23 protein-coding genes, 1 tRNA gene and 1 rRNA gene (1 of these 25 cut by a window edge) are annotated in these 26106 nt (G+C 41.2%); 4 read left to right on the top strand and 21 right to left on the bottom strand.

The features are described 5' to 3' along the window. From SSAL8618_RS00370 to SSAL8618_RS00325, 10 genes are all read right to left on the bottom strand, one after another. Positions 1-3 (bottom strand) — tRNA-Ala (locus SSAL8618_RS00370); it reaches 70 nt to the left of the window's first position. A 54-nt stretch (positions 4-57) separates the two neighbouring features. Beyond that, positions 58-1605: ribosomal RNA gene (locus SSAL8618_RS00365) — 16S ribosomal RNA — on the bottom strand. A 422-nt stretch (positions 1606-2027) separates the two neighbouring features. Further along, a complete protein-coding gene (gene spx, locus SSAL8618_RS00360) occupies positions 2028-2426 on the bottom strand; it encodes a transcriptional regulator Spx (RefSeq protein WP_002886328.1) in 399 nt (132 codons plus the stop codon). 167 nt (positions 2427-2593) lie between these two features. Beyond that, entirely contained in the window at positions 2594-3733 is a 1140-nt protein-coding gene (recA, locus tag SSAL8618_RS00355) for a recombinase RecA (protein ID WP_002886327.1), read from the bottom strand. A 35-nt stretch (positions 3734-3768) separates the two neighbouring features. Continuing rightward, the gene (locus SSAL8618_RS00350) at positions 3769-5037 is read right to left on the bottom strand and encodes a competence/damage-inducible protein A (RefSeq protein WP_014633777.1); all 1269 of its coding nucleotides are present in this window, start codon (positions 5035-5037) and stop codon (positions 3769-3771) included. 96 nt (positions 5038-5133) lie between these two features. After that, on the bottom strand, positions 5134-5688 hold the full coding sequence (locus SSAL8618_RS00345) for a DNA-3-methyladenine glycosylase I (protein WP_002886325.1): 555 nt from the start codon (positions 5686-5688) through the stop codon (positions 5134-5136). 8 nt (positions 5689-5696) lie between these two features. Next, positions 5697-6287: a Holliday junction branch migration protein RuvA gene (gene ruvA / locus SSAL8618_RS00340; RefSeq protein ID WP_002886323.1), complete on the bottom strand. Its 591-nt coding sequence runs from the start codon at positions 6285-6287 to the stop codon at positions 5697-5699. A gap of 156 nt (positions 6288-6443) precedes the next feature. Further along, positions 6444-6665 (bottom strand): hypothetical protein, encoded by a 222-nt coding sequence (locus SSAL8618_RS00335; RefSeq protein WP_038675022.1) that lies wholly within the window; start codon positions 6663-6665, stop codon positions 6444-6446. Positions 6666-6795: 130 nt separating this feature from the next. Beyond that, positions 6796-8739 (bottom strand): DNA mismatch repair endonuclease MutL, encoded by a 1944-nt coding sequence (gene mutL / locus SSAL8618_RS00330; protein WP_038675019.1) that lies wholly within the window; start codon positions 8737-8739, stop codon positions 6796-6798. Between the two features lie 52 nt (positions 8740-8791). Further along, complete coding sequence (locus SSAL8618_RS00325) at positions 8792-9094, bottom strand: hypothetical protein (protein ID WP_038675017.1); 303 nt, start codon at positions 9092-9094, stop codon at positions 8792-8794. Positions 9095-9272: 178 nt separating this feature from the next. Between SSAL8618_RS00325 and SSAL8618_RS00320 the strand changes: the two genes are divergently transcribed. Together SSAL8618_RS00320 and SSAL8618_RS00315 are read left to right on the top strand one after the other, a co-directional pair. After that, positions 9273-9710, top strand: coding sequence for a LytTR family DNA-binding domain-containing protein (locus SSAL8618_RS00320; protein ID WP_038675015.1), 438 nt, complete (start codon positions 9273-9275; stop codon positions 9708-9710). Beyond that, complete coding sequence (locus SSAL8618_RS00315) at positions 9707-10162, top strand: DUF3021 domain-containing protein (RefSeq protein ID WP_002886315.1); 456 nt, start codon at positions 9707-9709, stop codon at positions 10160-10162. Before SSAL8618_RS00320 ends, SSAL8618_RS00315 begins: the two co-directional genes overlap by 4 nt. A gap of 33 nt (positions 10163-10195) precedes the next feature. Here SSAL8618_RS00315 and mutS read toward each other — a convergent pair whose 3' ends face one another. Genes mutS through argR form a run of 3 tightly spaced genes read right to left on the bottom strand, consistent with a single transcriptional unit; the run spans position 10196 to position 13534 of the window. After that, entirely contained in the window at positions 10196-12727 is a 2532-nt protein-coding gene (mutS, locus tag SSAL8618_RS00310) for a DNA mismatch repair protein MutS (RefSeq protein ID WP_371212499.1), read from the bottom strand. 19 nt (positions 12728-12746) lie between these two features. Beyond that, entirely contained in the window at positions 12747-13106 is a 360-nt protein-coding gene (locus SSAL8618_RS00305) for a YlbF family regulator (protein WP_038675011.1), read from the bottom strand. Then, a complete protein-coding gene (argR, locus tag SSAL8618_RS00300) occupies positions 13106-13534 on the bottom strand; it encodes an arginine repressor (RefSeq protein WP_171963651.1) in 429 nt (142 codons plus the stop codon). Before argR ends, SSAL8618_RS00305 begins: the two co-directional genes overlap by 1 nt. Positions 13535-13688: 154 nt before the next feature. On the opposite strand from argR, the gene argS reads away from it, so the two are divergent. Beyond that, positions 13689-15380 carry an arginine--tRNA ligase gene (argS, locus tag SSAL8618_RS00295; RefSeq protein WP_038675007.1) on the top strand — a complete coding sequence of 564 codons (1692 nt, stop codon included), beginning with the start codon at positions 13689-13691 and terminating at the stop codon, positions 15378-15380. Positions 15381-16232: 852 nt separating this feature from the next. On the opposite strand, the gene SSAL8618_RS00290 is transcribed toward argS, so the two are convergent. The 8 genes from SSAL8618_RS00290 to purD form a co-directional block, all read right to left on the bottom strand. Beyond that, positions 16233-17534, bottom strand: coding sequence for a hypothetical protein (locus SSAL8618_RS00290; protein ID WP_038675005.1), 1302 nt, complete (start codon positions 17532-17534; stop codon positions 16233-16235). Positions 17535-17579: 45 nt separating this feature from the next. Further along, on the bottom strand, positions 17580-18878 hold the full coding sequence (gene purB, locus SSAL8618_RS00285; RefSeq protein WP_038675002.1) for an adenylosuccinate lyase: 1299 nt from the start codon (positions 18876-18878) through the stop codon (positions 17580-17582). 380 nt (positions 18879-19258) lie between these two features. Then, positions 19259-20515, bottom strand: a complete 1257-nt coding sequence (locus SSAL8618_RS00275; protein WP_038674999.1) for an SNIPE associated domain-containing protein — start codon at positions 20513-20515, stop codon at positions 19259-19261. 9 nt (positions 20516-20524) lie between these two features. Next, entirely contained in the window at positions 20525-20752 is a 228-nt protein-coding gene (locus tag SSAL8618_RS00270) for a hypothetical protein (RefSeq protein WP_038674997.1), read from the bottom strand. 8 nt (positions 20753-20760) lie between these two features. Further along, positions 20761-21711, bottom strand: coding sequence for a ketopantoate reductase family protein (locus SSAL8618_RS00265; RefSeq protein WP_038674995.1), 951 nt, complete (start codon positions 21709-21711; stop codon positions 20761-20763). Beyond that, a complete protein-coding gene (gene purK, locus SSAL8618_RS00260; protein ID WP_038674994.1) occupies positions 21712-22803 on the bottom strand; it encodes a 5-(carboxyamino)imidazole ribonucleotide synthase in 1092 nt (363 codons plus the stop codon). After that, positions 22790-23278, bottom strand: a complete 489-nt coding sequence (gene purE, locus SSAL8618_RS00255; RefSeq protein ID WP_004181954.1) for a 5-(carboxyamino)imidazole ribonucleotide mutase — start codon at positions 23276-23278, stop codon at positions 22790-22792. The genes purK and purE overlap by 14 nt, the downstream gene beginning before the upstream one ends. Before the next feature lie 333 nt (positions 23279-23611). Beyond that, positions 23612-24874 (bottom strand): phosphoribosylamine--glycine ligase, encoded by a 1263-nt coding sequence (purD, locus tag SSAL8618_RS00250; protein ID WP_038674992.1) that lies wholly within the window; start codon positions 24872-24874, stop codon positions 23612-23614. A 306-nt stretch (positions 24875-25180) separates the two neighbouring features. Between purD and SSAL8618_RS00245 the strand changes: the two genes are divergently transcribed. Further along, positions 25181-26020 (top strand): CHAP domain-containing protein, encoded by an 840-nt coding sequence (locus tag SSAL8618_RS00245; RefSeq protein WP_022495811.1) that lies wholly within the window; start codon positions 25181-25183, stop codon positions 26018-26020. Positions 26021-26106: the final 86 nt, after the last annotated feature.

Raw genomic sequence — 26106 nt, 5'->3', positions numbered from 1 at the left:
CCCACAAGACCTCTCAAAACTAAATAAGAAACTCAAGTACATTCCGTTTTTCCTTAGAAAGGAGGTGATCCAGCCGCACCTTCCGATACGGCTACCTTGTTACGACTTCACCCCAATCATCTATCCCACCTTAGGCGGCTGGCTCCAAAAGGTTACCTCACCGACTTCGGGTGTTACAAACTCTCGTGGTGTGACGGGCGGTGTGTACAAGGCCCGGGAACGTATTCACCGCGGCGTGCTGATCCGCGATTACTAGCGATTCCGACTTCATGTAGGCGAGTTGCAGCCTACAATCCGAACTGAGATTGGCTTTAAGAGATTAGCTTGCCGTCACCGACTCGCAACTCGTTGTACCAACCATTGTAGCACGTGTGTAGCCCAGGTCATAAGGGGCATGATGATTTGACGTCATCCCCACCTTCCTCCGGTTTATTACCGGCAGTCTCGCTAGAGTGCCCAACTGAATGATGGCAACTAACAATAGGGGTTGCGCTCGTTGCGGGACTTAACCCAACATCTCACGACACGAGCTGACGACAACCATGCACCACCTGTCACCGATGTACCGAAGTAACTTTCTATCTCTAGAAATAGCATCGGGATGTCAAGACCTGGTAAGGTTCTTCGCGTTGCTTCGAATTAAACCACATGCTCCACCGCTTGTGCGGGCCCCCGTCAATTCCTTTGAGTTTCAACCTTGCGGTCGTACTCCCCAGGCGGAGTGCTTAATGCGTTAGCTGCGGCACTGAATCCCGGAAAGGATCCAACACCTAGCACTCATCGTTTACGGCGTGGACTACCAGGGTATCTAATCCTGTTCGCTCCCCACGCTTTCGAGCCTCAGCGTCAGTTACAGACCAGAGAGCCGCTTTCGCCACCGGTGTTCCTCCATATATCTACGCATTTCACCGCTACACATGGAATTCCACTCTCCCCTTCTGCACTCAAGTTTGACAGTTTCCAAAGCGAACTATGGTTGAGCCACAGCCTTTAACTTCAGACTTATCAAACCGCCTGCGCTCGCTTTACGCCCAATAAATCCGGACAACGCTCGGGACCTACGTATTACCGCGGCTGCTGGCACGTAGTTAGCCGTCCCTTTCTGGTAAGCTACCGTCACAGTGTGAACTTTCCACTCTCACACTCGTTCTTGACTTACAACAGAGCTTTACGATCCGAAAACCTTCTTCACTCACGCGGCGTTGCTCGGTCAGGGTTGCCCCCATTGCCGAAGATTCCCTACTGCTGCCTCCCGTAGGAGTCTGGGCCGTGTCTCAGTCCCAGTGTGGCCGATCACCCTCTCAGGTCGGCTATGTATCGTCGCCTAGGTGAGCCGTTACCTCACCTACTAGCTAATACAACGCAGGTCCATCTTGTAGTGGAGCAATTGCCCCTTTCAAATAAATGACATGTGTCATCCATTGTTATGCGGTATTAGCTATCGTTTCCAATAGTTATCCCCCGCTACAAGGCAGGTTACCTACGCGTTACTCACCCGTTCGCAACTCATCCAAGAAGAGCAAGCTCCTCTCTTCAGCGTTCTACTTGCATGTATTAGGCACGCCGCCAGCGTTCGTCCTGAGCCAGGATCAAACTCTCATTAAAAACTTTAATAATTGTTCGAGCGTTAACTCATTACCGTCGTCTGACGATTTATTCTTGTAAATTGACAGGTTATAATTCTTCTATCATAACCCTGCACTTGGTTTCTTATTCAGTTCTCAAAGGTCTTTGTCTCTCTTAAGACAACTTCTATATTCTAGCAAATCTAGAACACCTTGTCAACACTTTTTTGAAGTTTTTTTTACTTCTCGTGTCCGCTGTCTCTCCCGAAACAGCTTATTTATAATATCATCTCTGACCTGTCTTGTCAATAACTTTTTTAAAGTTTTTTTCAAACTTTTTGTTACTGGAGAAATTCCTTAAGACTTTATTAGTCTATCAAGTTTGTGAACTAATGTCAATACTTATTTTCTATGCCAGAGTAAACGTAAAAAGAAGATCGCAAGAATCTCCTTTTTTACTTTTTATAGAGCTGCGCGCATGCGTGCTTGTGAGTTTTCGACATTTCGTATTGAACGTGGTAAGAAAGCACGGATATCATCTTCTTTATAACCCACTTGCAATCTCTTATCATCAATTAAGATTGGGCTCTTCAAGATTCTTGGGTTTTCTTGAATCAAATCAATCACCTCACTGACACTGAGCTCGTCGATATCACAATTTAGAGCTTTAGCATAGCGATTTTTTGATGAAACAATACTTTCAACACCATTCTCTGTTTTTGATAGGATGTTTAAGATTTCTTCTTTTGTAAGTGGTTCTTTACCAAGGTTTTGTTCTTTATAAGGAAGTTGATGGTTGTTCAACCATGTCTTTGCTTTTTTACAACTTGTACAACTTGAGATTGTATAAATCTTAATCATGTTAATTCTCTCTTTCTGTCACATGATACTATTATCTTATCACTGTCCTTGATTTAAGAAATCGGTCTAGCGACCTATTTTGAATCTTTGGGACTTTTTCAATTATCATAGACCTTTTTTATTTAGAATTAAAACAAAGAAAAAAGAGCTCGTCGGCTCTTTTACACTTATTCCTCAATTTCAATGGTTGAATCGAGGTCTAAAACAAGTTCATCAGATGTTTCTTCAACTTGTGCTTCTTCAACAATATCCTCTTCATCTGGTTCAATTAAACCATAGTGTACACGTACTTTATGATCAATTTCTTCAAAAATATCTGGATGATCTGCCAAATATTTTTTAGCATTTTCAGACCCTTGACCAATCTTCTCACCATTATATGAGAACCATGCTCCAGCTTTTTGAATAATGCCTAAGTCACTAGCGATTTTTACAAGCTCACCTGTTTGGGAAATCCCTTCACCATACATAATTTCAACAAAGGCTTCTTTAAATGGTGGAGCAACCTTGTTTTTGACAACCTTAATTTTAGTTTCCTTACCAACATTTTGGTCTTTTTTATCACCAGTCCCTTTGATTTGCGTATTTCCACGTACATCAAGACGTACTGATGCATAGAATTTTAGAGCACGTCCACCAGGGGTTGTTTCTGGATTACCAAACATAATGCCAACTTTTTCACGCAATTGGTTAATGAAGATAGCAATTGTTTTTGTTTTATTGATAGAAGCAGAAAGCTTACGCATGGCTTGACTCATCATACGCGCTTGAAGTCCGACATGGCTGTCACCAATATCTCCATCAATTTCTGCTCGAGGTACCAAGGCTGCAACTGAGTCAACAACAACCAAATCAACTGCACCAGAGTCAATCAGCTTACCAGCAATTTCGAGACCTTGTTCACCTGAATCAGGTTGTGACAAAAGAAGCTCATCAATATTAACACCTAGGGCTGCCGCATAAGCAGGGTCAAGGGCATGCTCTGCATCGATAAAGGCAGCAATTCCGCCTTCTTTTTGTGTCTGAGCAACAGCATGGAGGGCTACAGTTGTTTTACCTGATGATTCTGGTCCGTAAATTTCGATAATACGACCTTTAGGATAACCACCTGCACCAAGAGCAATATCCAAAGCTAGCGAGCCTGAGCTCATAACTTGAACTTTCTGCTCTGCACGCTCACCAAGACGCATAACCGCACCCTTACCAAAATCTTTTTCAATATTCTTCAAAGCATCGTCAAGTGCTTTACGACGCTCATCTCCAAATTTCTTTGTAATTTCTTCTGTTTTCTTTGTTTTCTTAGCCACTTATTTTCCTCTTCTTTCTATCGTTAAAGACAAACTTAAATTATGTCTTCTTGTAATAAAGCTTGGCGAACTAGGTTAAAGGCATAGAGGGTACTAATATATCTAACATCAGAACGACTTCTTCCACCTATAACAACCTTGATTGACCTTACTTGATTCCTATCAGCAATACCAATAAATACCGTACCTGCTGGGTGTCCTTCTAAGGAATCTGGTCCAGCTACACCGGTAAGTGCAATTCCATAATCGCTATCTGTTTTAGCTCGAGCACCTTCAGCCATTTTTTCTGCAGTAAAATGACTGACAACACCATGTTCTTCTAGTTGCGACAAAGGAATACCCAACATTTTAGCTTTTTCTTCAATGCTGTAAGTAACAAAGCCACCTTTAAATACTTGTGAGGCTCCTGAAAAATCAGCAATAGTAGCCTGAAATAAACCTGCTGTTAGGCTTTCAGCTGCAGTGATGGTCTTGCCATGGTGCTTAAGCAAACGAAAAGCTTCAAAGGCTAAACTATTAGACTCTCCATATCCATAAATGAAATCAGATAAGGATTTGCCATCTAGAGTTTTAGTCGAACGAATTTGTTTTTCTAAAACATCTAGTTTTTGATCTGCTTCTTCTTGCGAAGAAGCCTTCGTTGACAAGCGAAGTGTTACTTCCCCCACTTTAGCGTATGGAGCTATGGTTGGATCTGTTTGGTTAACAATAAACTCTTTCAGAATAGTCACTAATTGACTTTCTCCAACGCCAAAGAATCTTAGGACTCTCGAATAAAGACTTGAGTGATTCTCAGTAAGAGCTGGAATAAGTTCTTGATTCACCATAGGTTTGAGTTCACTTGGTGGACCAGGTAAGACTACATAGGTCACCCCTTGAGCAGTAATAATCCCTCCAACTGCAAGACCTGTCGGGTTTTGCAAGGGAATAGCCCCCTCAACAATTTGTGCTTGACGTTCATTATTAGGCGTTCGTGTGTGTTTAGGACGAGTAGCAAAGAAACTATCCAGTTTTTTACTAGCCTCCTCATCAAAAACGAGTTCTTTTCCTAAAAATTTAGCCAGGGTTTGCTTGGTTAGGTCGTCCTCAGTAGGGCCAAGTCCACCACAAAGTATGACTAAATCACTACGCTGACTGGCTTGATCAAGAACTGAAAGTAGGCGGCTTTCATTGTCTCCTACTGCTGTGTGAAAATACACGTCAATTCCTAGTTCAGCTAGTTTCTCAGATAAAAATTGGGCATTGGTATTGGTGATCTGCCCGGTTAGGATTTCAGTTCCTACTGCAATCAATTCAGCTTTCATTGGTTCACCTATATTACTATTCGTAAAATAATCTCAAAAACATGTTCGTTTATAAACTAACATGTTTTGCTCGTCTTGTCAATCAAATCCACTCATTTATTTGAAGTCACAGTTATTTTCATGATCATTCACAAATCCTGCGGCTTGTAAAAATGAATATATAGTTGTCGGTCCTAAAAATTTGAACCCTCTCTTTTTTAGATTGTTGGCAATCTGTTGGGATAAAGCAGTTGATGATGGGACGTCCTTATATGTGGGTACATTATTTATCAAGGGCTTTCCGTCAAAGAAATGCCAAAAATAATGGGACAGGGAGCCAAATTCATCTTGGATTTTTAGTACTTGTTTGGCATTATTTACGGTTGCTTCTAGCTTAAGTTTGTGCCTAATGATGTCTGGATTTTGAAGCGCATCTTCAAGTTCACTTAGGCTAAACTGGGCAACACGCTCAATATTATAGTCATGAAAAACACGATTAAAGGCCTGTCTTTTATTTAAAACGGTTAACCAAGAAAGCCCTGACTGATAACTTTCTAAGCAAAGCAGCTCAAAAAGTTTTTGGTCGTCACCAATAGGCTTTCCCCACTCCTTGTCATGATAATCACAATATAATTTATTGTTTGTTGGAACCCAACGACAACGATTGACCATTGCTTACCTCATTTCATCAACATTTTAAGAGCCGATTTAATGTATTGCTCTGCCGTTTCATTAGTTCCTTCGAAGAAGGCCTTGATTTTCTTAAGTTCTGTGGCTTTATAACCAAGAGCAATCAAGGCTTCCATAGCCTCATCCAATTGATGATTCCCTTCAGGTTGACTTGGTGTCGTCTTGGTCGTTTCTGTTGGTAACTCTGCAAATTTCCCTGCCAAGTCCAAAACCATTTGCTGAGCTGTCTTTTTACCAATCTTTGGAAACTTCATCAAGTACTTGATGTCACTATTATCAACAGCAGCAACCAAGCCTTGATTATCATCTACAGCAACAATGGCTAGGGCAGTCGTCGGACCTATTCCAGAAACTGAAATAAGCTTAAGGAAGACCTCTTTTTCATCTTCAGTATGGAAACCAAAAAGAAGGTGGGCATCATCTCTAATAACTTGATGAAGATAGACTTGGATAGTCTGATTCATTTGGTCAGAAAAACTATATGGATTCGCCACAGTGACAATATAACCTAAGCCGTTTGCTTCTATAACAATATACTTGGCGGTAATTTTCACTAGAGTTCCCTTGATATAATCATACATAGCGTGTGATTTCCTTTCTCGTTCGTTTCTTCAATGGTTTGCTTTATCATTTTATACTCGTAAGATAATTGTCTTGAATGTTTATTTGTCATCTCAAGCACTGCTGTACTATTGTAACAAAAAATCCACTCGAAAGTGGATTCTGTTTGCTCTATTTTAAGGATGACTACTCGTCTTTAAAGTATCTGTAATCATCTTTAGACCTAATAGAATATATGTTACAAGACCTAAAGTAAAGGCAATGCTAGAAACATTTACTAGAGTATTCTCCAAACTTGGTTGACCTAACCAGGCCAAAATATAGAAAATCAAGCTAGTCGCTAAAAATGTTAAGCCAACAAGTAAAAAGTGTTTATTAGTTTTTGTTAAGTGTCTCATCACTCTACCTCCTAACTTAAAAATCAGGCAATCATCCTACAATGATCCGCTAAAACATTAGAAGATTCCTTTTCTTCACCACTATTATAAATCTAACATTCCTATTCGTAAAGCAAGACCAAAAAAAATTTTAATACTTTCCTAGGTCACGTAGGCTTGTATGATTTTCTTGGATACGACGGAACATTTTTTCCATATCAGACTTGGTAAAGTTGACAAGTACTGGACGTCCGTGAGGGCAATTGTAGGGATTTTTACACTGTGCAAGCTGTACTAGGAGGTCACGCGCAGAGTAATCATCAAGAGCATGATTGGCCTTGATTGAACGTTTACAACTCATCATGATGGCCAACTCAGCACGGTAGGTCTTAACAGACACTTCATTCGTCAAAAGAAGCATGTCACACATTTCATAGACCGCTGATTCAATCTCTTCTTCCTTCATCCAGATAGGATGTTCACGAAGAATGAAAGTGTTGTTCCCATAAGGTTCTAAATAGATACCAACCTGGTTAAGAAGGGACATTTTTTCTTGTAAACTAATGTAATCTGAACCTGAAAATTCAAAGAGATAAGGAACCAAAAGCTGTTGTAAACTGCTGTCAACCTCACCAATCTTTTCACGATAGTACTCATACTTGACACGTTCTTGAGCAGCATGCTGGTCAATGATGTAAAGTCCGCCTTGTCCTTGCGCAAAGAGATAGGTTCCATGCATTTGACCAAAAAACTCTAATTCAGGGAAGGTTGATGTTTCCTCATTATCCAGATTTTCAAGCATGCGCTTCATTTTCGACTTGTTTTTATAATCAAGTTTTTCGTGTTCGCTATCACCTTCATCTACTGAACGTTGTGCCTGTTTAACAGAAGGTTGCGGTTTATTTTCTACCGATGAAACTGGAGACTCTGACTCTGATACAAGAGGTTTGATATCTTCTTGGACTGTCTCTGGTTTGACAAAGAAATCATTACGACTGCTATCATAGTAAAGATTGGTTTGTTTGAGTGGAAGACTGGTTTGAACTGGCTTAGCTGCACCTCTGGTACTAGACTTGGCTAGATTTTCAAGGGCATCAGGAATCAAATCCTGCTCTCTAAGGCTTTGAGCAATGGCAGAGCTGATAAGGGCCATGAGCTCTTTTTCTTTAGAAATACGTACTTCCTGCTTGGTTGGGTGAACATTGACATCGGCCAAGTAGGGATCAATCTGAATATCAATAACTGCAATAGGGAAGCGTCCTACCATGAGTTTAGAACCATAACCATCAAAAATAGCACGGTTAAGCAGGAAGTTTTTAATATAACGTCCGTTAATGAGAATCGTGATGTAGTTACGATTTGCACGGGTCAACTCAGGGAGACTAACATATCCAGAAACTTCAAAATCAAGGTCAGAATTTGAAATCTCCACCATTTTTTTAGCCGTTGTCAAACCATAAATACCAGCAATAGCTTGACGGAGGTCTCCAGTACCTGATGTCTGTGTCAACTGACGACCATCATTAAGCAAGGTAAAGGCAACCTCGGGATGAGCTAGACTCAGACGATTGACAACATCGACAATATGAGCCAACTCAGCCTGTAAACTCTTCATATACTTGAGACGAGCTGGGGTGTTATAAAACAGATTTTCAACGGTAATCTTTGTTCCAACCGGTGTTGAAATAGGATCCTGACTCTCAATTTCTCCACCTTTAGCAACCAGTTTAGTCCCATAGGCTTCTCCATCCGCTGCTGTCACAATAGTTAGGTGGCTGATAGAAGCTATTGATGGTAGGGCCTCACCTCGAAAACCAAGGGTTCGAATACGAAAGAGATCTCCTTGATTTTTGATTTTACTCGTTGCATGACGGCGCAAACTCATGGCCACATCAGCTTGAGCCATTCCTTCACCATTGTCTGTGATTTGAATTTTTGAGAGGCCTGATTCTTCAACTTCAATGGTAATCTGGGTGCTGCCTGCATCAATAGCATTTTCCACCAACTCTTTGACAACACTGGCTGGGCGCTCTACGACCTCACCAGCAGCAATCTGGTTGGCTAACACCTCAGGTAATTCGATGATTTTTGGCATAATTATTATTTTCCCTTCTAAAAGGTTGAGAGATCATTGTTTCTAACTGTTACTAATGCTTCCTATAAAGCCATAACTCACACACAACTGTTAGCCAAGATAAGGCTGTGGCTATAACAATCATATCCCCATGACGAAGGTTGAACCAAATGAGCACAGAAAAAATCAAGAGGTAGATGACTTGGAAAATCCATTGGTAGGTTTTGGGTGAACTTGTCGAATCCATAAACTGCTTAACAAAGAAATAAAGCAAAAGCAAGTTCAGTGTTAGTGCCTTTTCAAAAGGTGTAAAAAAGCTCAAAATCAGACTGCAGGCAAGAAAAATTCCTGCTAGCCATTTCATTATAGATTTCATGTGATTACCTCGTCAGTACGTTTTCATTAAGTATAGGGGTTTTCGAAAATATTTTCAACCACTTAGACACCATATAGAACCACATAGACAAACGCTATTGCTGTGGACTAGTAAATAGTGTTTAATAAAGGTGTGAAAGGGAGGAGGCCTCCTCAATTACCAATAAGAAAGGATAGTTATGAAAATAAAAGTTCAGATTGACTCGGTATTCCAAGAAGAAATGTTGCAGATTCAAGCACCTAGTCGAACGCCCAAGATTCAGCAAGTTGTCGAGTTTGTCGAATCTTTGGATGATAACCAACGACTCAAAGGAAAAAAGGATGGCGAAACCTATCTCATCGAGTCTAATGCTATTTCCAGAATTTACATCGAAAATCGTCAAGTTCTAGCTGAAACTATTCAAGGAGAGTACCACTTAGGCTTACGTCTCTATCAAGTTTTAGAAAAACTGCCATCTTACTTTATCAAAATCTCACAATCAGAGATTGTCAACCTCAAAGAAATTGAACGCTTCAACATTACCCCTAACGGCCTCGTTGAAATTCACCTTAAAAACAAGGAAATCACCTACTCATCACGCCGTTACCTCAAAGCAATAAAGGAGAAATTACAATGAAAAAGCAACTTTTTAAATCAGGCACAAAGGGCATCCTTATCGGACTTGCCGTATCCATGATTATGTCTCTTATCTGGGCACCAAGCTACATGCCTCTAAATCCTCACTCAGCCATTGGACAATGGATGACGTCACATCAGGTTCACGGATCTATGGTATTGGCCTACTGCCTCATCACTTGGTTTGCTATCGGTATCCTCTTTGAAGTCGCTAGTTATATTTTCCGTAAGGCTGAGTGGAGTTTACTTCGTGCAACCCTCACTCACTACGCCTTGACCTGTCTAGGTTTCATTCCACTAGCTACCCTCAGCGGATGGTTCCCTCTACGTTTAACTTTCTACTTGGAGCTAGTCATTGAATTCAGCCTTATCTATCTCCTCGTTTGGGTCTTCTCTTATTGGAAAATGAAAAAGGATATTGAACAACTCAACCAAGAATTGAAACACCTATAAAAGACAAGAAGCCTGTCAATTGACAAGCTTCTTTTATAGTTTCTGTTTTAAATCTGCTACAGCCATCATGACCTGCATCGGTGTCATATTGTAAATGTCCAAATCACGTAACTCTTGAAGAACTGGATTTTCAGTAAAATCATCAAAGAGAGAGATTTGCTCGTTGACATGCGTTTCAGTGGCAGGCTTCTCTTGAGGCGATACCTTTTCCTGAGGTTGGATGGTAACTGTCTCGCCCTCCAATTGTGTCAAGATGGTGTCAGCACGTTCCAGTAAATCTGCTGGTAAACCTGCAATCTTAGCTACATGAATACCATAAGATTTATCGGCTGGGCCATCGACAATCTTGTGAAGGAAAGTCACCTCTCCGTCCTTTTCAAGTGTCGCCACATGAACGTTGACAAGGTGTGTCAAAGTATTTGACAGGGCTGTCAACTCATGATAATGGGTAGCAAACATGGTTTTAGCCCCAACCTTGTCATGAATAAACTCAATGATAGACTGGGCCAGAGCCATACCGTCATAGGTGGCTGTCCCACGTCCTAACTCATCAAAAATAATCAAGGAATTAGGTGTCGCCCGCTTAATGGCCTGATTAGCCTCCATCATCTCAACCATGAAGGTCGACTGACCTGAAATCAGATCATCTGCAGCACCAATACGTGTATAGATAGCGTCAAAAACTGGCAAATCAATACTATCTGCTGGCACGTAAGCCCCCATCTGAGCCATAACGACTGACAAAGCCAACTGACGCATATAGGTAGATTTACCACTCATATTTGGCCCTGTGATGAGCTGAACATTGGTATGACTGTCAAAGGTAATCGTGTTTGGAATGTATTCCTGAACGCCCATAACCTTCTCAACCACCGCATGACGACCTTGATCAATAACAATACGATGCTCATCATTGAACACAGGACGAACATAATGATTAGTCTCTGCTGTAACTGCCAAGCTCTGAAGAACATCGACTGTCGCAATGGCCTTAGCCAAAGATTGCAAACGGTCAATATAGCGTTCAACCTGCTCACGGACACGCATGAAAATATCATATTCGAGCGTTGATGACTTTTCACGTGCCTCAAGCATTTCACCTTCAATCTTAGCCAACTCAGCGGTTCCATAGCGCTCTGAATTTTTCAGGGTTGCCTTGCGGAAGAAATGGTCAGGAACCAAGCTAAGATTAGAGTTGGTCACATGGAAGTAATAACCATCTTTACGGTTATAATCAATTTTTAGTGTTGTAATACCAGACGCTTCACGTTCCTTGGCTTCGATATCCGCAATCCATGACGTCCCCTCGCTCATCACCTTGCGATACTTGTCCAAGGTCTCATCAAAACCAGCACGGATAATGCCACCTTCTGTAATGGTTGCAGGAGCATCGGGATCAATAGCTGACCGAATCAGACTTTCTAATTCTGGCAGAGCATCCAATTCTTGTAAAAGACGTGACAAGGCCTCATCATCAAAAGACTCCAAAATCGCCTTAATAACTGGAACCTGAGCTAAGGTATGACCTAGTTGAATCAAATCTTTAGGATTAGCCTTGCCAAAGGAAACTCGACTGGCTAAGCGCTCAATATCGTAAACCCCTTTAAGACTCTCAGTCAGGTCACTACGCTCGAAGAAATTGTCCAAGAAAACTTGGATAATATTCTGGCGCTCCATGATTGCAGCCTGATTCACTAAAGGACGATCAATCCAAGTGCGCAAGAGACGCATTCCCATAGCTGTCTTGGTTTCATCCAAGAGCCAGAAAAGAGAACCGTGTTTCTTGCCCGTTCTAGCATTTTCCAACAAATCCAAACTTGACTTGGTCGCATAGGACATCTGCAAGTAATCCTTAATCTCATAGTGCTGAGCCTTTTGTAAATGACTGAGCTCGCGCATCTGAGTACGGTGCACATACTGGAGAAGTTTACCCGCTACACTGCTTTCCAAGTCTGTCAAGCTGGTGTCAATCAAGTGGACATCATCGTAAACCTCTGTTTCCTTGGAAAGTAGAAGGTTGAGTTGCTTGACCAAAATCTGTTCATCAGCTTCAGGTAAATCATAACCAACTACTACTTCACGTGCCTTAAGGTTCTGAATTTCACTACAAACTGAACTGAAATCGTCCAACTCTGTCGCAAAAAATTCACCCGTTGACACATCCATATAGGCCAGGCCGAATCGACTTCCAGCCTTGTCAATGGCTACCAAGAAATTGTTGGCATTATCAGGTTTAGAACTGTCAACCACTGTCCCTGGCGTGATAACCTGAACCACCTCACGCTTAACCACACCAACAGCCTGTTTAGGATCCTCCATCTGCTCAGCAATGGCTACCTTGTAGCCCATCTCAACCAAGACATCAATATAGGATTGAGCTGAATGATAAGGAACACCAGCCATAGGAATGGGATTATCGGCGTTCTTATTACGACTGGTTAGGCTAATTTCCAAAATCTGGGCAGCCTTAACGGCATCATCATAAAATAATTCGTAAAAATCACCCATACGGAAGAGCAAAAAAGCATCTGGATAATTTTCCTTGATATCCAAATACTGCTGCATTCCTGGAGATATTTTTTCCTTAGCCATGTCTTAACTCCTCGTTAATCCTTTCTTCGATAGACTTAGTCACATATTGGATCAAGTCACTTGCATCCTGCATTTTTTGACGGTAGTCCTGAACAATAGGCAAATTTTCCAACTCATGCTGAATCAAATCTGCCTGCTCATCTGCCTCCTCATAGGCACGTTGTTTCTCGATTTTTTGAAAAAGCACCGCTTCTTGTTGATAAGCTTTCATTTGTCCAGCCAGATGACTGATTTGAGGTACCTGTCCAATGGCTTTCTCAGCCTCTTGAAAAGCAAGAACCGCCTCATGGTGTTTGAGGAGGTCAATTAACTCTTCTTTGGCTTTTTGGAGATCCTGATGAGGAGTGTTCATCAGTGAAACTCGCTTTCCAATTTTTCAGCAACCACAGCATCCTTACAGATTACCAATAGAGTATCTGCCCCAGCAACGGTTCCTAAAATTTCAGGATTACCATCACTATCAATTAGGTTGGCCAAAACATCAGCTTCACCCAACTCTGTGTGAAGGACCAACATAAACTGGGCACGGGAAACTGATTTGACATAGTCCTTAACCGTAGGATCCAAACTTGGAAGCACATGCTCAGACAAACTATAGTAGAGTTTTCCTTCTTCATCACGAAGCTTCAAGAGGCCAATCTCACGCAAGTCACGTGACAAGGTAGCCTGAGTAACCGTGATACCTTCCGCCTCTAGGCGTTGCTTAATTTCCTCTTGTGTCCCAATCTTATCTCTTGAAATCATCTGTTTGATAACAGCTTGACGATCTCTCTTCATTATCTTTCCTCTTTTTATGTATATTCTTTGCATATTATAACAGAATTTTTGTATTTTTTCATGAAATACTTCCTAATTGATGCTTTCTTGTCCCTACCCTATTAACTAAAATAATGGTAAAATAGGTATGAATGACAAGATTTGAAATGGAGTACCTATGAATACTAAAGAACTCATTGCAGCAGAAATTGCCAAAGTTGTTCCTGAATTGGAACAAGAAAACATTCAAAATCTGCTTGAAACCCCTAAAAATGCTGACATGGGGGACCTCGCCTTTCCTGCCTTCTCATTGGCTAAAGTCTTGCGCAAGGCTCCTCAAATGATTGCAGCAGACATCGCTGAAAAAATCGATGCCTCAAACTTTGAAAAAGTTGAAGCTGTTGGTCCTTATATCAACTTCTTCCTTGATAAATCAAAAATCTCAGCGGACGTTCTTGGACAAGTTATCGCTCAAGGCAGCCACTACGCTGACCAAAACATCGGTCACGGACGTAACATCGCCTTTGATATGTCTAGTCCTAACATCGCTAAACCTTTCTCTATCGGTCACTTGCGTTCAACAGTTATCGCTGATGCTCTTGCCAACATCATAGCTAAACAAGGCTACAAACCAGTCCGCATCAACCACTTGGGTGACTGGGGTAAACAGTTTGGTATGCTGATTGTTGCCTATAAGAAATGGGGTAGCGAGGAAGCTGTCAAAGCCAACCCTATCAATGAACTCCTTCAACTTTATGTGCGTATCAATGCCGAAGCTGAAGAAGACCCATCTGTAGACGAAGAAGCTCGTGAATGGTTCCGTAAATTGGAAGCTGGTGACGAGGAAGCAACTGCCCTCTGGCAATGGTTCCGTGACGAAAGCTTGGTGGAATTCAACCGTCTCTACGATGAACTCGGTGTTTCTTTTGATAGCTACAACGGTGAAGCCTTCTACAATGATAAGATGGATGAAGTCGTTGACATCTTGACACAAAAAGGACTTCTCCAAGAATCTCAAGGTGCCCAAGTGGTTAACCTTGAAAAATACGGTATCGAACACCCAGCCCTCATCAAAAAATCAGATGGTGCGACACTCTACATCACACGTGACTTGGCTGCTGCCCTCTACCGTAAACGTACTTACGACTTTGCCAAAGCCATCTATGTGGTTGGTAATGAACAATCTGTCCACTTCAAACAGTTGAAAGCTGTTCTTAAAGAAATGGGCTACGACTGGTCTGACGACATGACTCACGTTGCCTTTGGTCTTGTAACTAAGAACGGTAAGAAATTGTCAACTCGTAAGGGTAACGTTATCTTGCTTGAGCCAACTATTGCTGAAGCTGTTAACCGTGCCCAAGCTCAAATCGAAGCTAAGAATCCAAACTTGCCTAACAAGGAAGCTGTTGCTCATGCTGTAGGTGTTGGAGCTATCAAATTCTACGACCTTAAAACAGATCGTATGAATGGTTACGACTTCGACCTTGATGCCATGGTATCCTTCGAGGGAGAAACTGGACCTTACGTTCAATATGCACACGCTCGTATCCAATCTATCTTGCGCAAGGCTAACTTCACGCCATCTGCAGATGCTACATACAGCCTAAACGACGTTGAAAGCTGGGAAATCATCAAACTCATCCAAGACTTCCCACGTATCATCAACCGTGCATCAGACAACTTTGAGCCATCTATCGTTGCTAAGTTTGCTATCAGCTTGGCTCAAGCCTTTAACAAATACTATGCACACACACGTATCTTGGACGAAAGCCCAGAACGTGACAGCCGTTTGGCTCTTTGCTACGCAACAGCAACAGTTCTCAAAGAAGCCCTTCGCCTTCTCGGTGTTGAAGCTCCAGACGAGATGTAAGCTATATTTAAAACGCCTAAGGGCGTTTTTTTATTGCCAAAAAAAGAACCCAACACATGGTGTTGAGCTCTTTTGGAGATTATGAAAAAGAAAAGTTCGTTGTTCTACAAAAAGTGTAAGCCAACGAGACTTACTGAACGGCGTTCAGTAAAAGTTATTTAGGAGACTTAAAGTATAACCTGACTTCCTTAAAGAAACCTTAAATCGCAGAAAAAAATCCCCTAAGGGATTTTCACAGCAGTCCAAAGACCGCTGAAAAGATACGATTGTACAGGCTTCCCAACCTCTTCTTCCTAATCCTCCAAGGTGACCGCTTGTCCAATAGAATCTTTATATAACTATATTACCTTGTTTTGGAAGGGTTTTCAAGTATTTTCTTAAAATACCCTAATAAAACCTCAAAAAAGAAGAAAAAAGCCTAGATTTCTAGACTTTCTTCGGGGAGATTTGTTATGAAAAAAATTATGTTACCTCTAGCTCACAAAAGCTAGCTGCCTTACTAGGATGGTTATAATATATCTTAATAAACTTAAAAGTAGCTTAAGAGATTATTATCTTTTGTCACTTTTTAAAATAATAAGCAAAATAAGTAATAGTAAGGAACCACTAGGAATGTCCATATCTAAAAACCAAGAGGGGGCTTTAATACTTCCAAGATCATTCATGATGTGGATGATATTATAAGCGATGCTTACTATTAAGAGGCTAAGTTCCAGTAAATAATTAAGTCGTCCTTTTAAGATTACTAACTTCTCCTTTCTGATAGTTTTCTTGCGATGACCCTATTATAAGGCTGAAAAGGAAACAAAACTAGTGACATAAATGTCACCATCAAAAAAAGTCTACTCTAAACTATTTAGTTGTAAAATTTAAAAGCGTTCTTCTTAAATCCTGACGTATATAGGAGAAAACAGTCTCTTTTTCTATATTGGAATCTTTTCTTCCGTCCGCAAGTTGAACATGGTCTCTGAAATACACCTCTAGTACTCGTAAAAAATACTCATTTACATTCTGAAATTCTACAATATCTTTCTTTAACGACTTCATATACTCTATCATAGCATCTTTTGTAATTTCTTCTTGTAAGAAGAAATTACTATAGTATTCTTGTAAATCCTGTTTATTGAAAGTTACTTTATTACTAAAATAATATTTATCTTCCTCAATATTATTTGTTGTTAAATACCATGAATCAGATAAATACTTTATTAATACATCTATGAACTGTCCTAATGCATCTATATCCATTTTTGTATAATCTCTAACAAATCGAATAGATTCTGAAAATATCTGTCCTATACTTTCCTGTTGCATTGCTAATACTAATTTTAATCCATAGTTTGGACTCTCATTAATTGATAAGTAATCTTTGAAGAAACCACGATGTAACATTTGAGAAAACATTAACTGAGGTAAGTCTTTCAGATAATCATACTTAACTTGACTCTTGTATAGTTCTATGTATTTATCTAATTCATTACCTGATGCTTCCGATAGAGATGTCCTATTTAGATTTTGCTTACTATACTCAAACTCACCTAAGAGAGTAACCTCTCTAAAATGAAGCATGCTATCACCAATATAATAAACAAAATATATCCTTTCATCTAGAAATGTCATACAAGAAACTAGAACCATCTCCGTCTCTAATGGATCAAATTTAAACAATATATCACCTCTTGTCGCATTACCAAACAAAGTCGGTCTAATTTCATCAAAGTCACCTTCAATTAACTTAGAATAAATTTTTATATTTGTAAGTGGCTCTTTCCCTTTCATAAACAACTCAATTTCATATTCATTTTCCAACTTGTTGATCATAAACAAAGGTCTAACTTGTGATAGCTCCATTTCTCGTTCTGCAAAAAATTGTTCTTGTTTCTCATTTTCCTTAACTAGTTCATTCTCCCTATCTTTTATACTCTCCTCTTCTTGGATTCTCCTTTCTCTAACTCTCTGAAGATTAAATACCAGATAAGTAGTTAATATTGCTACAGCTGAAAAGACAACTTGAAAATAATCCTTGTTATTACCTGTGCTAGATACTAAATATTGATAAATATTATTGAATAATGCTGAGTGAGAAGATAATAAAGGAATATTCAACAATAATATGATTAAACCTATTATTACTAATACAATTACTTTTTCCATTTTTCACCACAAAAAGCAGGCGGACCTGCTTTTTCTTTATATAGATTAGTCACCCAAACCGATGCGTTCGAAGATTTCATCAACACGTTTAGTGTAGTAAACTGGGTTGAAGATTTCGTCGATTTCTTCTTGAGTGAGGCGAGATGTTACCTCTGGATCTGACTCAAGAAGTGGTTTAAAGTCTACTTGGTTATCCCATGATTGGGCAGTCTTTGGTTGAACAAGGTCGTAGGCTTGCTCACGAGTCATGCCTTTTTCAATCAAAGTAAGCATAGCACGTTGGCTGAAAATCAAACCAAATGTAGAGTTCATGTTGCGGATCATGTTTTCTGGGAAGACTGTCAAGTTCTTAACGATGTTTCCGAAACGGTTGAGCATGTAGTCAATCAAGATTGTTGTGTCTGGTGCGATGATACGCTCAGCTGATGAGTGAGAGATATCACGTTCGTGCCAAAGGGCTACGTTTTCATAAGCTGTTACCATGTGACCACGGATAACACGCGCAAGACCTGTCATGTTTTCAGAACCGATTGGGTTACGTTTGTGAGGCATTGCTGAAGACCCTTTTTGACCTTTGGCAAAGAATTCTTCCACTTCACGTTGTTCAGATTTTTGAAGACCACGGATTTCAGTTGCCATACGCTCGATAGAAGTTGCGATGCTAGCAAGAACTGCAAAGTACTCAGCGTGAAGGTCACGAGGAAGGACCTGTGTAGAGATTTCTTGAGCACGTATACCAAGTTTGTCGCAGACGTATTTTTCAACGAATGGTGGGATGTTGGCAAAGTTACCAACCGCACCAGAAATCTTACCAGCTTCCACACCAGCAGCCGCATGCTCGAAACGCTCAATGTTACGTTTCATTTCGCTGTACCAAGTTGCCAATTTAAGACCAAAAGTTGTAGGCTCAGCGTGCACACCGTGGGTACGACCCATCATGATAGTGAACTTGTGTTCTTTCGCTTTATCAGCAATGATGTTGAGGAAGTTTTCAAGATCCTTGCGGATAATGTCGTTGGCTTGTTTGTAGAGGTAACCATAGGCAGTGTCTACCACGTCAGTAGATGTCAAACCATAGTGAACCCACTTGCGTTCTTCACCAAGAGTCTCAGAAACCGCACGTGTGAAGGCAACCACATCGTGACGAGTTTGCTGCTCAATTTCCAAAATACGGTCGATGTCAAAGTCCGCTTTTTCACGAATCAAAGCCACATCTTTCTTAGGAATTTCTCCCAACTCAGCCCATGCTTCGTCAGCCAAGATTTCCACCTCAAGCCAAGCACGGTATTTATTCTCTTCAGTCCAAATGTTCGCCATCTCAGGGCGTGAATAACGTTCGATCATAATTAAGATATTAAGGGCGTTAAGCGGACACAGTCAAAATAGGAGTTTAGACGAAGAAGCGTCAGCTTCTAGGAAAAATTATCTTTTTGACCAAGTCCGTAGCCCGTATTCAGTTTTAATGAATACGAGTGCCCTTGTTCCTTTCTTTTTATTTATATTTTGTTTAAATTATATAACTAATATAGCCATTATTAGTAGTACACAAACAATTGTTCCTATAGCAAAATAAAACCTTTGTTTTAAAGAATAATTGTTTTTTTCTCTATCAGTAGTAATACTGTTTGTTGTCTGAGACTTCCAATCACTTGGTTCTCCCATACCTAGAACTCCCATTACACAACCTATAAAACATATTATTAACGATAGAATAAGCCAAAACTTCATTTATATTGACCACCCACTAATTTACTCTGTCTATATTCGAATGCTTCAGCGTTCTCATTTAATTCTATAGTTAACTCTTCGTGTTTATCCAAAAGTGCCTTAATTTTTTCAAATGGAACCTTGAAGTATTCTTTACGGTTATTTACTTTATTAACCTTATACTCACTTAGTTGATTATGTAATTCAGTCTCTAATGCAAAGGCTTCCTCACTAAAAATCAAAGCATGAACATCAAATTGAAAAGGTACAGACGCACTACTTAATTCCCTGATGCGTTCAAGAGGTTCTAAACGACGAGTAACTCCAATTTTATAAACATCTTCACCAAAAGAACCAATGTTAGAGATTACATATACATAGCCGGCAGTTGCATGACCTTCACGATAATCAATATCTTCTTCGATTTCATCTAATTCAGATAATTTATCTTGGTACTCAGATAACTGTCTCTGAAGTTCTTCAAACTCTTCACCAGTAGCATTTTTCAAAAGTTCCTCAACCTTAGAAACCATATTTTTAAAGTGAGTTCTATCTTTTTCCAATTGCTTTCGACGTGCTTTAATTTCAGCCTGAAGTTTTTTGTCCTCACGCTCTTTTGCTCTTTGCTCTCGAAGTAATTCTTTTTCTTCTTGCTTCTGTAGCTCAAACTCAGCAGCTAGACGTAATTCTTCAATTTTCAAATTTAGATAGGGTATCGTAATTTCAATTTGATTACGTGAATACATTCTATTTAGTTGTTGGAATGCTTTCTTCAATGCCTGAATTTTCTTTTCAACATTCGAAACAGAAACTTTTACTAACAAGGCATCCGCTTCACCATTAAAGCCACGAATAGCTGCTTTAATAAGCTGATTCTGCATTGCCTTTCCCTTGCTTTGATTATTATCTAAAAGCATAGGTACTATAATTCTACCAGCCTGACCAAATTTAACTAAGTCTTTCTGCTGTTTTCTCAAATTATCTAAAGCTTCCTTATATTTTGTGCTATCAGAAAACTTATACTGTCTTTCAAAAAATCCAAACTCTTGTAATCCAAGTGTGTCATTAGCTAAGGAAATCTCGTTCTGAATAGCAAATAATTCTGACCGTTTCTGAGATAACTCAGTATTTAACGAGACTATATCGTCTGCTATCTTTATTTGAGCTTTTAAATCTGCCAGTTTTGCTTTTTGAATAGCAATCTCTTGATTTAATCTCTGAATTTTATTTTCTAAAGCTTCATCTTTGGGTTTTCCAAAATTAAATATCGCCATTAAGGTCTCCTATTCAAACTCTTCTTTCCCAATCCACACTGATAGATAGTGATCTAGTTTATTCAAATCAGTATCCATCGGCAAATCATAGATAGCTAAATAGTTTTCAGGATATTGAGCAACCAACTCTTCATACTTAGCTCTCACTTTTTCGTGATTGCTACTAGCATACAAGACTTCGACGACTGCTCCAGTCTTATCTTTTTCAACAAATGCGTTGACGATGAGTTGAATCATAAAACCTCCTAAATCGAAATTCCCTTCATATTTGCTTCAAGAATGGGCATCTCAACACCTAATTCCTGACCGGTCTGATAGACACTTTGACAACAATAGAAGATGTCCTGTTTATCATTGTGCAAAGTCATAATTTTTCGGGTCAGCTCATTTTTCGCAAACATGACTTTCATGGCCTTGCCGGCTATCCAAGCGGGGATTTTGTAAGGTAAGAGTTCAGCTTTGTAAAGCTTCAAATTTACACCACGCGCTTCTACGACTTTCAAAGCTTCTCGAATGGCCTTGATGGCTAATGATAATTCCGAAGAACTATTCATCAAGTTCAAGGCCAATTCTTCTGGATTTTCCAAATTTCCTGAACGTGCAGCTGTCGAAGTAACACCCGCATTAATCGCCATGTGAATCCAAATCCACTCGACCATATCATGAGGAACTTCCCACTTCAAATCTGCAGAACTCAGCAAAGTCGTCAAATCAGTATAGTTAGAAATGTGTGCTTTTTGCTCACCTTCGAGCATTAAATGGTCAAATAAGACACCATCCAAATGGTCTTCCTGCATGTGACCACCCGCTGTCGGAAAGGCTAGAATATAGTCGTAATCTCCTGCCCACTCTTTGACCTCTTTTCGAGTATCCCAGAAATTACAGAAGAAAACAAGGGTACCTTTGATATTATTTTTTCGCAAGGTTTCCACGGCTTCTTTGACAAAACCATGACGAACACTGAGAAAAATAAAATCATATTCCGAATCAGCTTCTGCCACATGAACCTCATAGGTATCATGCTTGTTCTCACCTTTGGAATGATAGCGACCATCTAGCAAATCAACCGATAGGGATTTGGGAGCATTGTTCCGCTTACTGTCTCTAAGGACATGTTCTACTTGATGACCTGCTTTTTGAAAAGCATAGGCATAAGTCGTTCCAATGACTCCGAGCCCTAGGATTGCTATTTTCACCTAAAAATCAATTCCTTTCCCAAACTCAACCACACTATCTGGTTCATCACTAAACAAAGTCACATGACCCATTTTGCGGTTGTGCTTCGCTTCTAGTTTACCATACAAGTGGAGGTGGGCGCTTGGATTTTCTGTGACATAACGCTCAGCTGCTTCGACGTGTTGACCGAGGACGTTGAGCATGACAGCAGGTGCATGGAGGTGGATTGCTGGAAGTGGTGCTCCGAGAACGCCCAAGATATGCGTGTCAAACTGTGAAAAGTCGCAAGCTTCAATTGAGTAGTGGCCTGAATTGTGTGGGCGTGGTGCAATTTCGTTGACGATGATGTCATCAGCTGTCGCAAACATTTCCACACAGAGGGTACCCGAGAGGTTAAGTTGTTCAGCGATCTTCACAGCCATGGCTTTAGCTTTCTCAGCTAGACTATCAGAAATACGAGCAGGCACGATGGTTTTAGAGAGGATGTTGTTGCGATGGATATTTTCCTGAACTGGAAAAACCGTCACATCCTTACCGTTACCAGACACGATGACTGAAATTTCAAGGTCAAAGTTAACGAACTCTTCCAAGACACACTCGGCTGAGTTAGCGAGGGCATTTGCCTCTTCCAAATCGTCAGCTGATGTGATGACTTTTTGACCGTGGCCATCGTAACCACCTGTCGCTGTCTTGAGGACGTATTTTTTAGAAAGGTCAATATCTTCCAAATCAAGGCTAGATGTTACGACCTTGTAAGGGGCAACGGTCACTTTAGCCTTGTTTGAGAGGAAGTCCTTCTCAAAAATACGGTTTTGTGAAATACGAAGCAGGTCTGTTCCTTGTGGAAGTTGACCGTCTTTGATGACAGCGTCAAGGCCGTCAGCGTCGACATTTTCAAACTCATAAGTGAGAACGTCACAGCGGTCCGCCAACTGACGAAGGGCATCTACATCGTCGTAAGGGGCCACGATAACCTCAGACACACGAGAAGATGGGCAATCTGCTGCAGGATCAAGGGTGATAACCTTGTGGCCCATGTAGATAGCTGAGATAGCCATCATCTGACCGAGCTGACCGCCACCGATGATACCAATGGTTTTAGTTGAGCTCATTTGTAGACTCCTCTGCGATTTTTCCTTGTTCTTCAGCAAAGTTAGCAAGCGCATCCGCAATGGCCTTGTCATCTACTGAGAGGAGACGGAGGGCAAAGAGGGCAGCGTTAGTCGCACCAGCTTCACCGATAGCCATAGTTGCGACAGGTACACCACCTGGCATCTGAACGATAGAGTAGAGCGAATCCACACCGCTAAGAGCACGTGATTTGACTGGCACACCAATGACTGGAAGGGTTGTTTTGGCAGCAACCATACCTGGCAAGTGAGCAGCGCCACCCGCACCAGCGATGATGACCTTTATGCCACGGCTACGTGCTTCTTCGGCATGTTTGAACATGAGGTCCGGTGTACGGTGTGCGGAAACAACTTTCTTTTCGTAAGCAACACCGAAGTTGTCGAGGACTTCAGCGGCTTTTTGCATGGTTGCCCAGTCGGATTTTGAGCCCATGATAATGGAAATTACTGGTTTCATTTTTTCTCCTTTTTTGATAATCGTCTAATGTAGTGCGGACGTAAGCGACCGCCTGTAGCGTTCCATTACTAAAACTGGAGCCTGAGTCTCCAGTTTTCCGCTCCTAGTAGCTCTGCTACTAGGAGTTCCACTACTGCGACGATTATCCTATACTAGCTCGCTAACGCTCGCAAATCAAACGACCATTATCGGATTGGCGACTTCGTCGCCTAAAATAGCATTGATATTCAAAAACTCAAAGAAAATCATAGAATGACAAGGCAAAGCGACGAAGATAGAACTAAAGTTCATCAAGGAGCTTTAACACAGCCAATCGAAGATTTTCAAAGAGTTTTATTTGTTAGCCTTGCTACCGATATCCGTACGATAGAAGAGGCCTTCTGTGTTTTGTTTGTTGAGTTCGTTGTAGATAATGTTTTGGCCATCTTTGACGGTATCTGCTGTTGTGACAAGCATGTAGACACGTCCTCCGTTTGAGAGGAGGTCTTGGCCATTTTCAGCGAATTTAGCACCAGCATAGTAAGTGATGATGTCACCCTCTGTCTTGGCTGGAAGTTTGACACCCTTCTCATAAGCGAGTGGGTAGCCGTTTGAGGCTACAACCACACCAAGTGTCACACCCTTGTCCGTCCAAGTGATGGCTGGCTCTTTGCCTTCCAAAATGTCAGTGATGTTTTGTGCAAAGTCAGATGTCAAACGAGGCAAGATGATTTGTGTTTCAGGATCACCAAAACGTGAGTTGAACTCGATGACTTTAGGGCCATCAGCTGTCAAGATAAGTCCAGCGTAAAGGACACCAGTGTAAGGACGACCTTCTTTGATCATACCTTCAAGAACTGGCTTGACAATAGTGTCAACCGCTGTGTCAACCACGCTCTGTGGCAAGTGAGGAACTGGCGCATAGGCACCCATCCCACCAGTGTTAGGACCCTTGTCGCCATCATAAGCACGTTTGTGGTCCTGAGCCGTTGGCATGATGTAGAACTTGTCCCCATTGACAAAGGCAAAGAGAGAGAACTCTTCCCCGTCAAGGAATTCCTCGATGACCACACGCGCACCTGAGTCACCGAATTTATTGTCCAAAAGCATCTCGTGAGCAGCTTCGACGGCTTGCTCCACTGTCTCCGCAACGACGACACCTTTACCAAGGGCCAAGCCGTCTGCCTTGACGACGATTGGAGCGCCTTTTTCCTCGATGTAGGCCTTGGCTTCCTCGAAATCTGAAAATGTGCCATAGGCTGCTGTCGGAACGTCGTACTTGACCATGATTTCCTTAGCAAAATCCTTAGACCACTCAAGCTCAGCCGCAGCCTTTGTCGGACCAAAGGCTTTGAGTCCAGCCGCATTGAAATCATCCACGATACCAGCTGCAAGAGCATCATCTGGACCGATAAAGGTCCAAGCAATATCGTTCGCTTTTGCGAAGTCAATCAGCTTAGAATGTTCGGAAATTCCGATATTGATCAAATCAAGACCGTCCAATGTCATCCCGTCATTACCAGGAGCCACGAAAACTTGCTCAACGTCCTTAGACTCCAATAATTTCTTGGCAATCGCATGTTCACGACCGCCAGAACCAACAACCAAAAGTTTCATTTGAAAGATACCTCAATATCAAATAAGACTAGGGGCAAATGCCCGTTAACGACAATCATTCGGAAAAATTAGCAATTTTCACGAATTATACATAACTATTATAACATATTTGTTCGGAGATATGGGTGTGTATCCAAATTTGGACACAAAAAAGGCAGCCACTTGGACCACCTCTTGGGAGATTATGAAAATGAAAAAAGTTATTTAGGATTGATGATAGTATATCCTGAGCAGCTTAAGGGAGGCTTAAACGCAAAAATATCTTCATTTTCCTGAAAAACTGCGAATAGGTAGGTGGAGGTTAAAATGAAGAAAAAAATACTAAATTGTCTCTTACCGCTAGCTTGTCTAGTGACTGTTTCGGTTTCGTGTGGCAGCTCTGCTCAGGCGGCTGTCCTCGGGGATGACTACCCTTCCTCTTGGAAATATGGTGGCTTTGGCGTGGATCCTTGGACCATGTACTGGCGTCAGTGTACATCCTTTGCAGCCTATCGTCTCAGCAACACCAACGGTTTCACTCTGCCTGTAGGGTATGGAAATGCCATCACTTGGGGCAGCATCGCACGTGCCAATGGCCACCGCGTTGACATGAATCCTGCCGTAGGGAGCATCGCCTGGTTCTCAGCTGGTGTCAATGGAGCGGGGCACATGGGGCATGTCGCTTGGGTTGCAGAAGTTCATGGTGATCAGGTGACCATTGAGGAGTACAACTACGATGCGGGTCAAGGTCCTGAGAAATACCACAAACGTAGCTTCCATAAGAGTCAGGTGTCTGGCTATATCCATTTTAAAGACCTCGAACCAGGAGCCCAAAATGGAAATTCTACTAACTCTTCTATCAAAGTTGGTGATACAGTCCGCTTCTCAGGAACTTTCCGTGTCACGTCTGTGTCAGGAAATACCATCACTAGCCAAGATTTAGCTGGAGGTACACCAACTAAACACAATATCGTTGATCCTGGACCTGTTATTGAAGTTGATGGACAGGGTAATCCAACATCAGACCAGTACCTCAATCCTGGTGAGACCTTTACTATTCCAGGTAACTTCAAAGTGCTAGCCATTGACCCACCTAGCGATGGCGTCCTCGTCCAAATCGGAAATCGCAAGACCTGGGTAACCCAGTCTGTCCTTGAAAAGGTTTAATTCTATTAAACAATCGTGAGAACGGTTGTTTTTTTGATACTCTGAAATAAAAAAGCCCAGCTAGTGCTGAGCTCTTAGGAGAATTA

It is taken from the genome of Streptococcus salivarius, assembly GCF_000785515.1.
Lineage (GTDB): Bacteria > Bacillota > Bacilli > Lactobacillales > Streptococcaceae > Streptococcus > Streptococcus salivarius.
Note: the sequence above shows the minus strand (reverse complement) of the source record. Positions and strands in the feature narration are given on the sequence as shown.

Coding starts and splice junctions, on each gene's coding strand:
- spx (WP_002886328.1), bottom strand. CDS start 2,426: ATGATTAAGATTTATACAATCTCAAGTTGTACAAGTTGTAAAAAAGCA.
- SSAL8618_RS00350 (WP_014633777.1), bottom strand. CDS start 5,037: ATGAAAGCTGAATTGATTGCAGTAGGAACTGAAATCCTAACCGGGCAG.
- SSAL8618_RS00345 (WP_002886325.1), bottom strand. CDS start 5,688: ATGGTCAATCGTTGTCGTTGGGTTCCAACAAACAATAAATTATATTGT.
- ruvA (WP_002886323.1), bottom strand. CDS start 6,287: ATGTATGATTATATCAAGGGAACTCTAGTGAAAATTACCGCCAAGTAT.
- SSAL8618_RS00335 (WP_038675022.1), bottom strand. CDS start 6,665: ATGAGACACTTAACAAAAACTAATAAACACTTTTTACTTGTTGGCTTA.
- mutL (WP_038675019.1), bottom strand. CDS start 8,739: ATGCCAAAAATCATCGAATTACCTGAGGTGTTAGCCAACCAGATTGCT.
- SSAL8618_RS00325 (WP_038675017.1), bottom strand. CDS start 9,094: ATGAAATCTATAATGAAATGGCTAGCAGGAATTTTTCTTGCCTGCAGT.
- SSAL8618_RS00320 (WP_038675015.1), top strand. CDS start 9,273: ATGAAAATAAAAGTTCAGATTGACTCGGTATTCCAAGAAGAAATGTTG.
- SSAL8618_RS00315 (WP_002886315.1), top strand. CDS start 9,707: ATGAAAAAGCAACTTTTTAAATCAGGCACAAAGGGCATCCTTATCGGA.
- mutS (WP_371212499.1), bottom strand. CDS start 12,727: ATGCAGCAGTATTTGGATATCAAGGAAAATTATCCAGATGCTTTTTTG.
- SSAL8618_RS00305 (WP_038675011.1), bottom strand. CDS start 13,106: ATGAACACTCCTCATCAGGATCTCCAAAAAGCCAAAGAAGAGTTAATT.
- argS (WP_038675007.1), top strand. CDS start 13,689: ATGAATACTAAAGAACTCATTGCAGCAGAAATTGCCAAAGTTGTTCCT.
- SSAL8618_RS00290 (WP_038675005.1), bottom strand. CDS start 17,534: ATGGAAAAAGTAATTGTATTAGTAATAATAGGTTTAATCATATTATTG.
- purB (WP_038675002.1), bottom strand. CDS start 18,878: ATGATCGAACGTTATTCACGCCCTGAGATGGCGAACATTTGGACTGAA.
- SSAL8618_RS00275 (WP_038674999.1), bottom strand. CDS start 20,515: ATGGCGATATTTAATTTTGGAAAACCCAAAGATGAAGCTTTAGAAAAT.
- SSAL8618_RS00270 (WP_038674997.1), bottom strand. CDS start 20,752: ATGATTCAACTCATCGTCAACGCATTTGTTGAAAAAGATAAGACTGGA.
- purK (WP_038674994.1), bottom strand. CDS start 22,803: ATGAGCTCAACTAAAACCATTGGTATCATCGGTGGCGGTCAGCTCGGT.
- purE (WP_004181954.1), bottom strand. CDS start 23,278: ATGAAACCAGTAATTTCCATTATCATGGGCTCAAAATCCGACTGGGCA.
- purD (WP_038674992.1), bottom strand. CDS start 24,874: ATGAAACTTTTGGTTGTTGGTTCTGGCGGTCGTGAACATGCGATTGCC.
- SSAL8618_RS00245 (WP_022495811.1), top strand. CDS start 25,181: ATGAAGAAAAAAATACTAAATTGTCTCTTACCGCTAGCTTGTCTAGTG.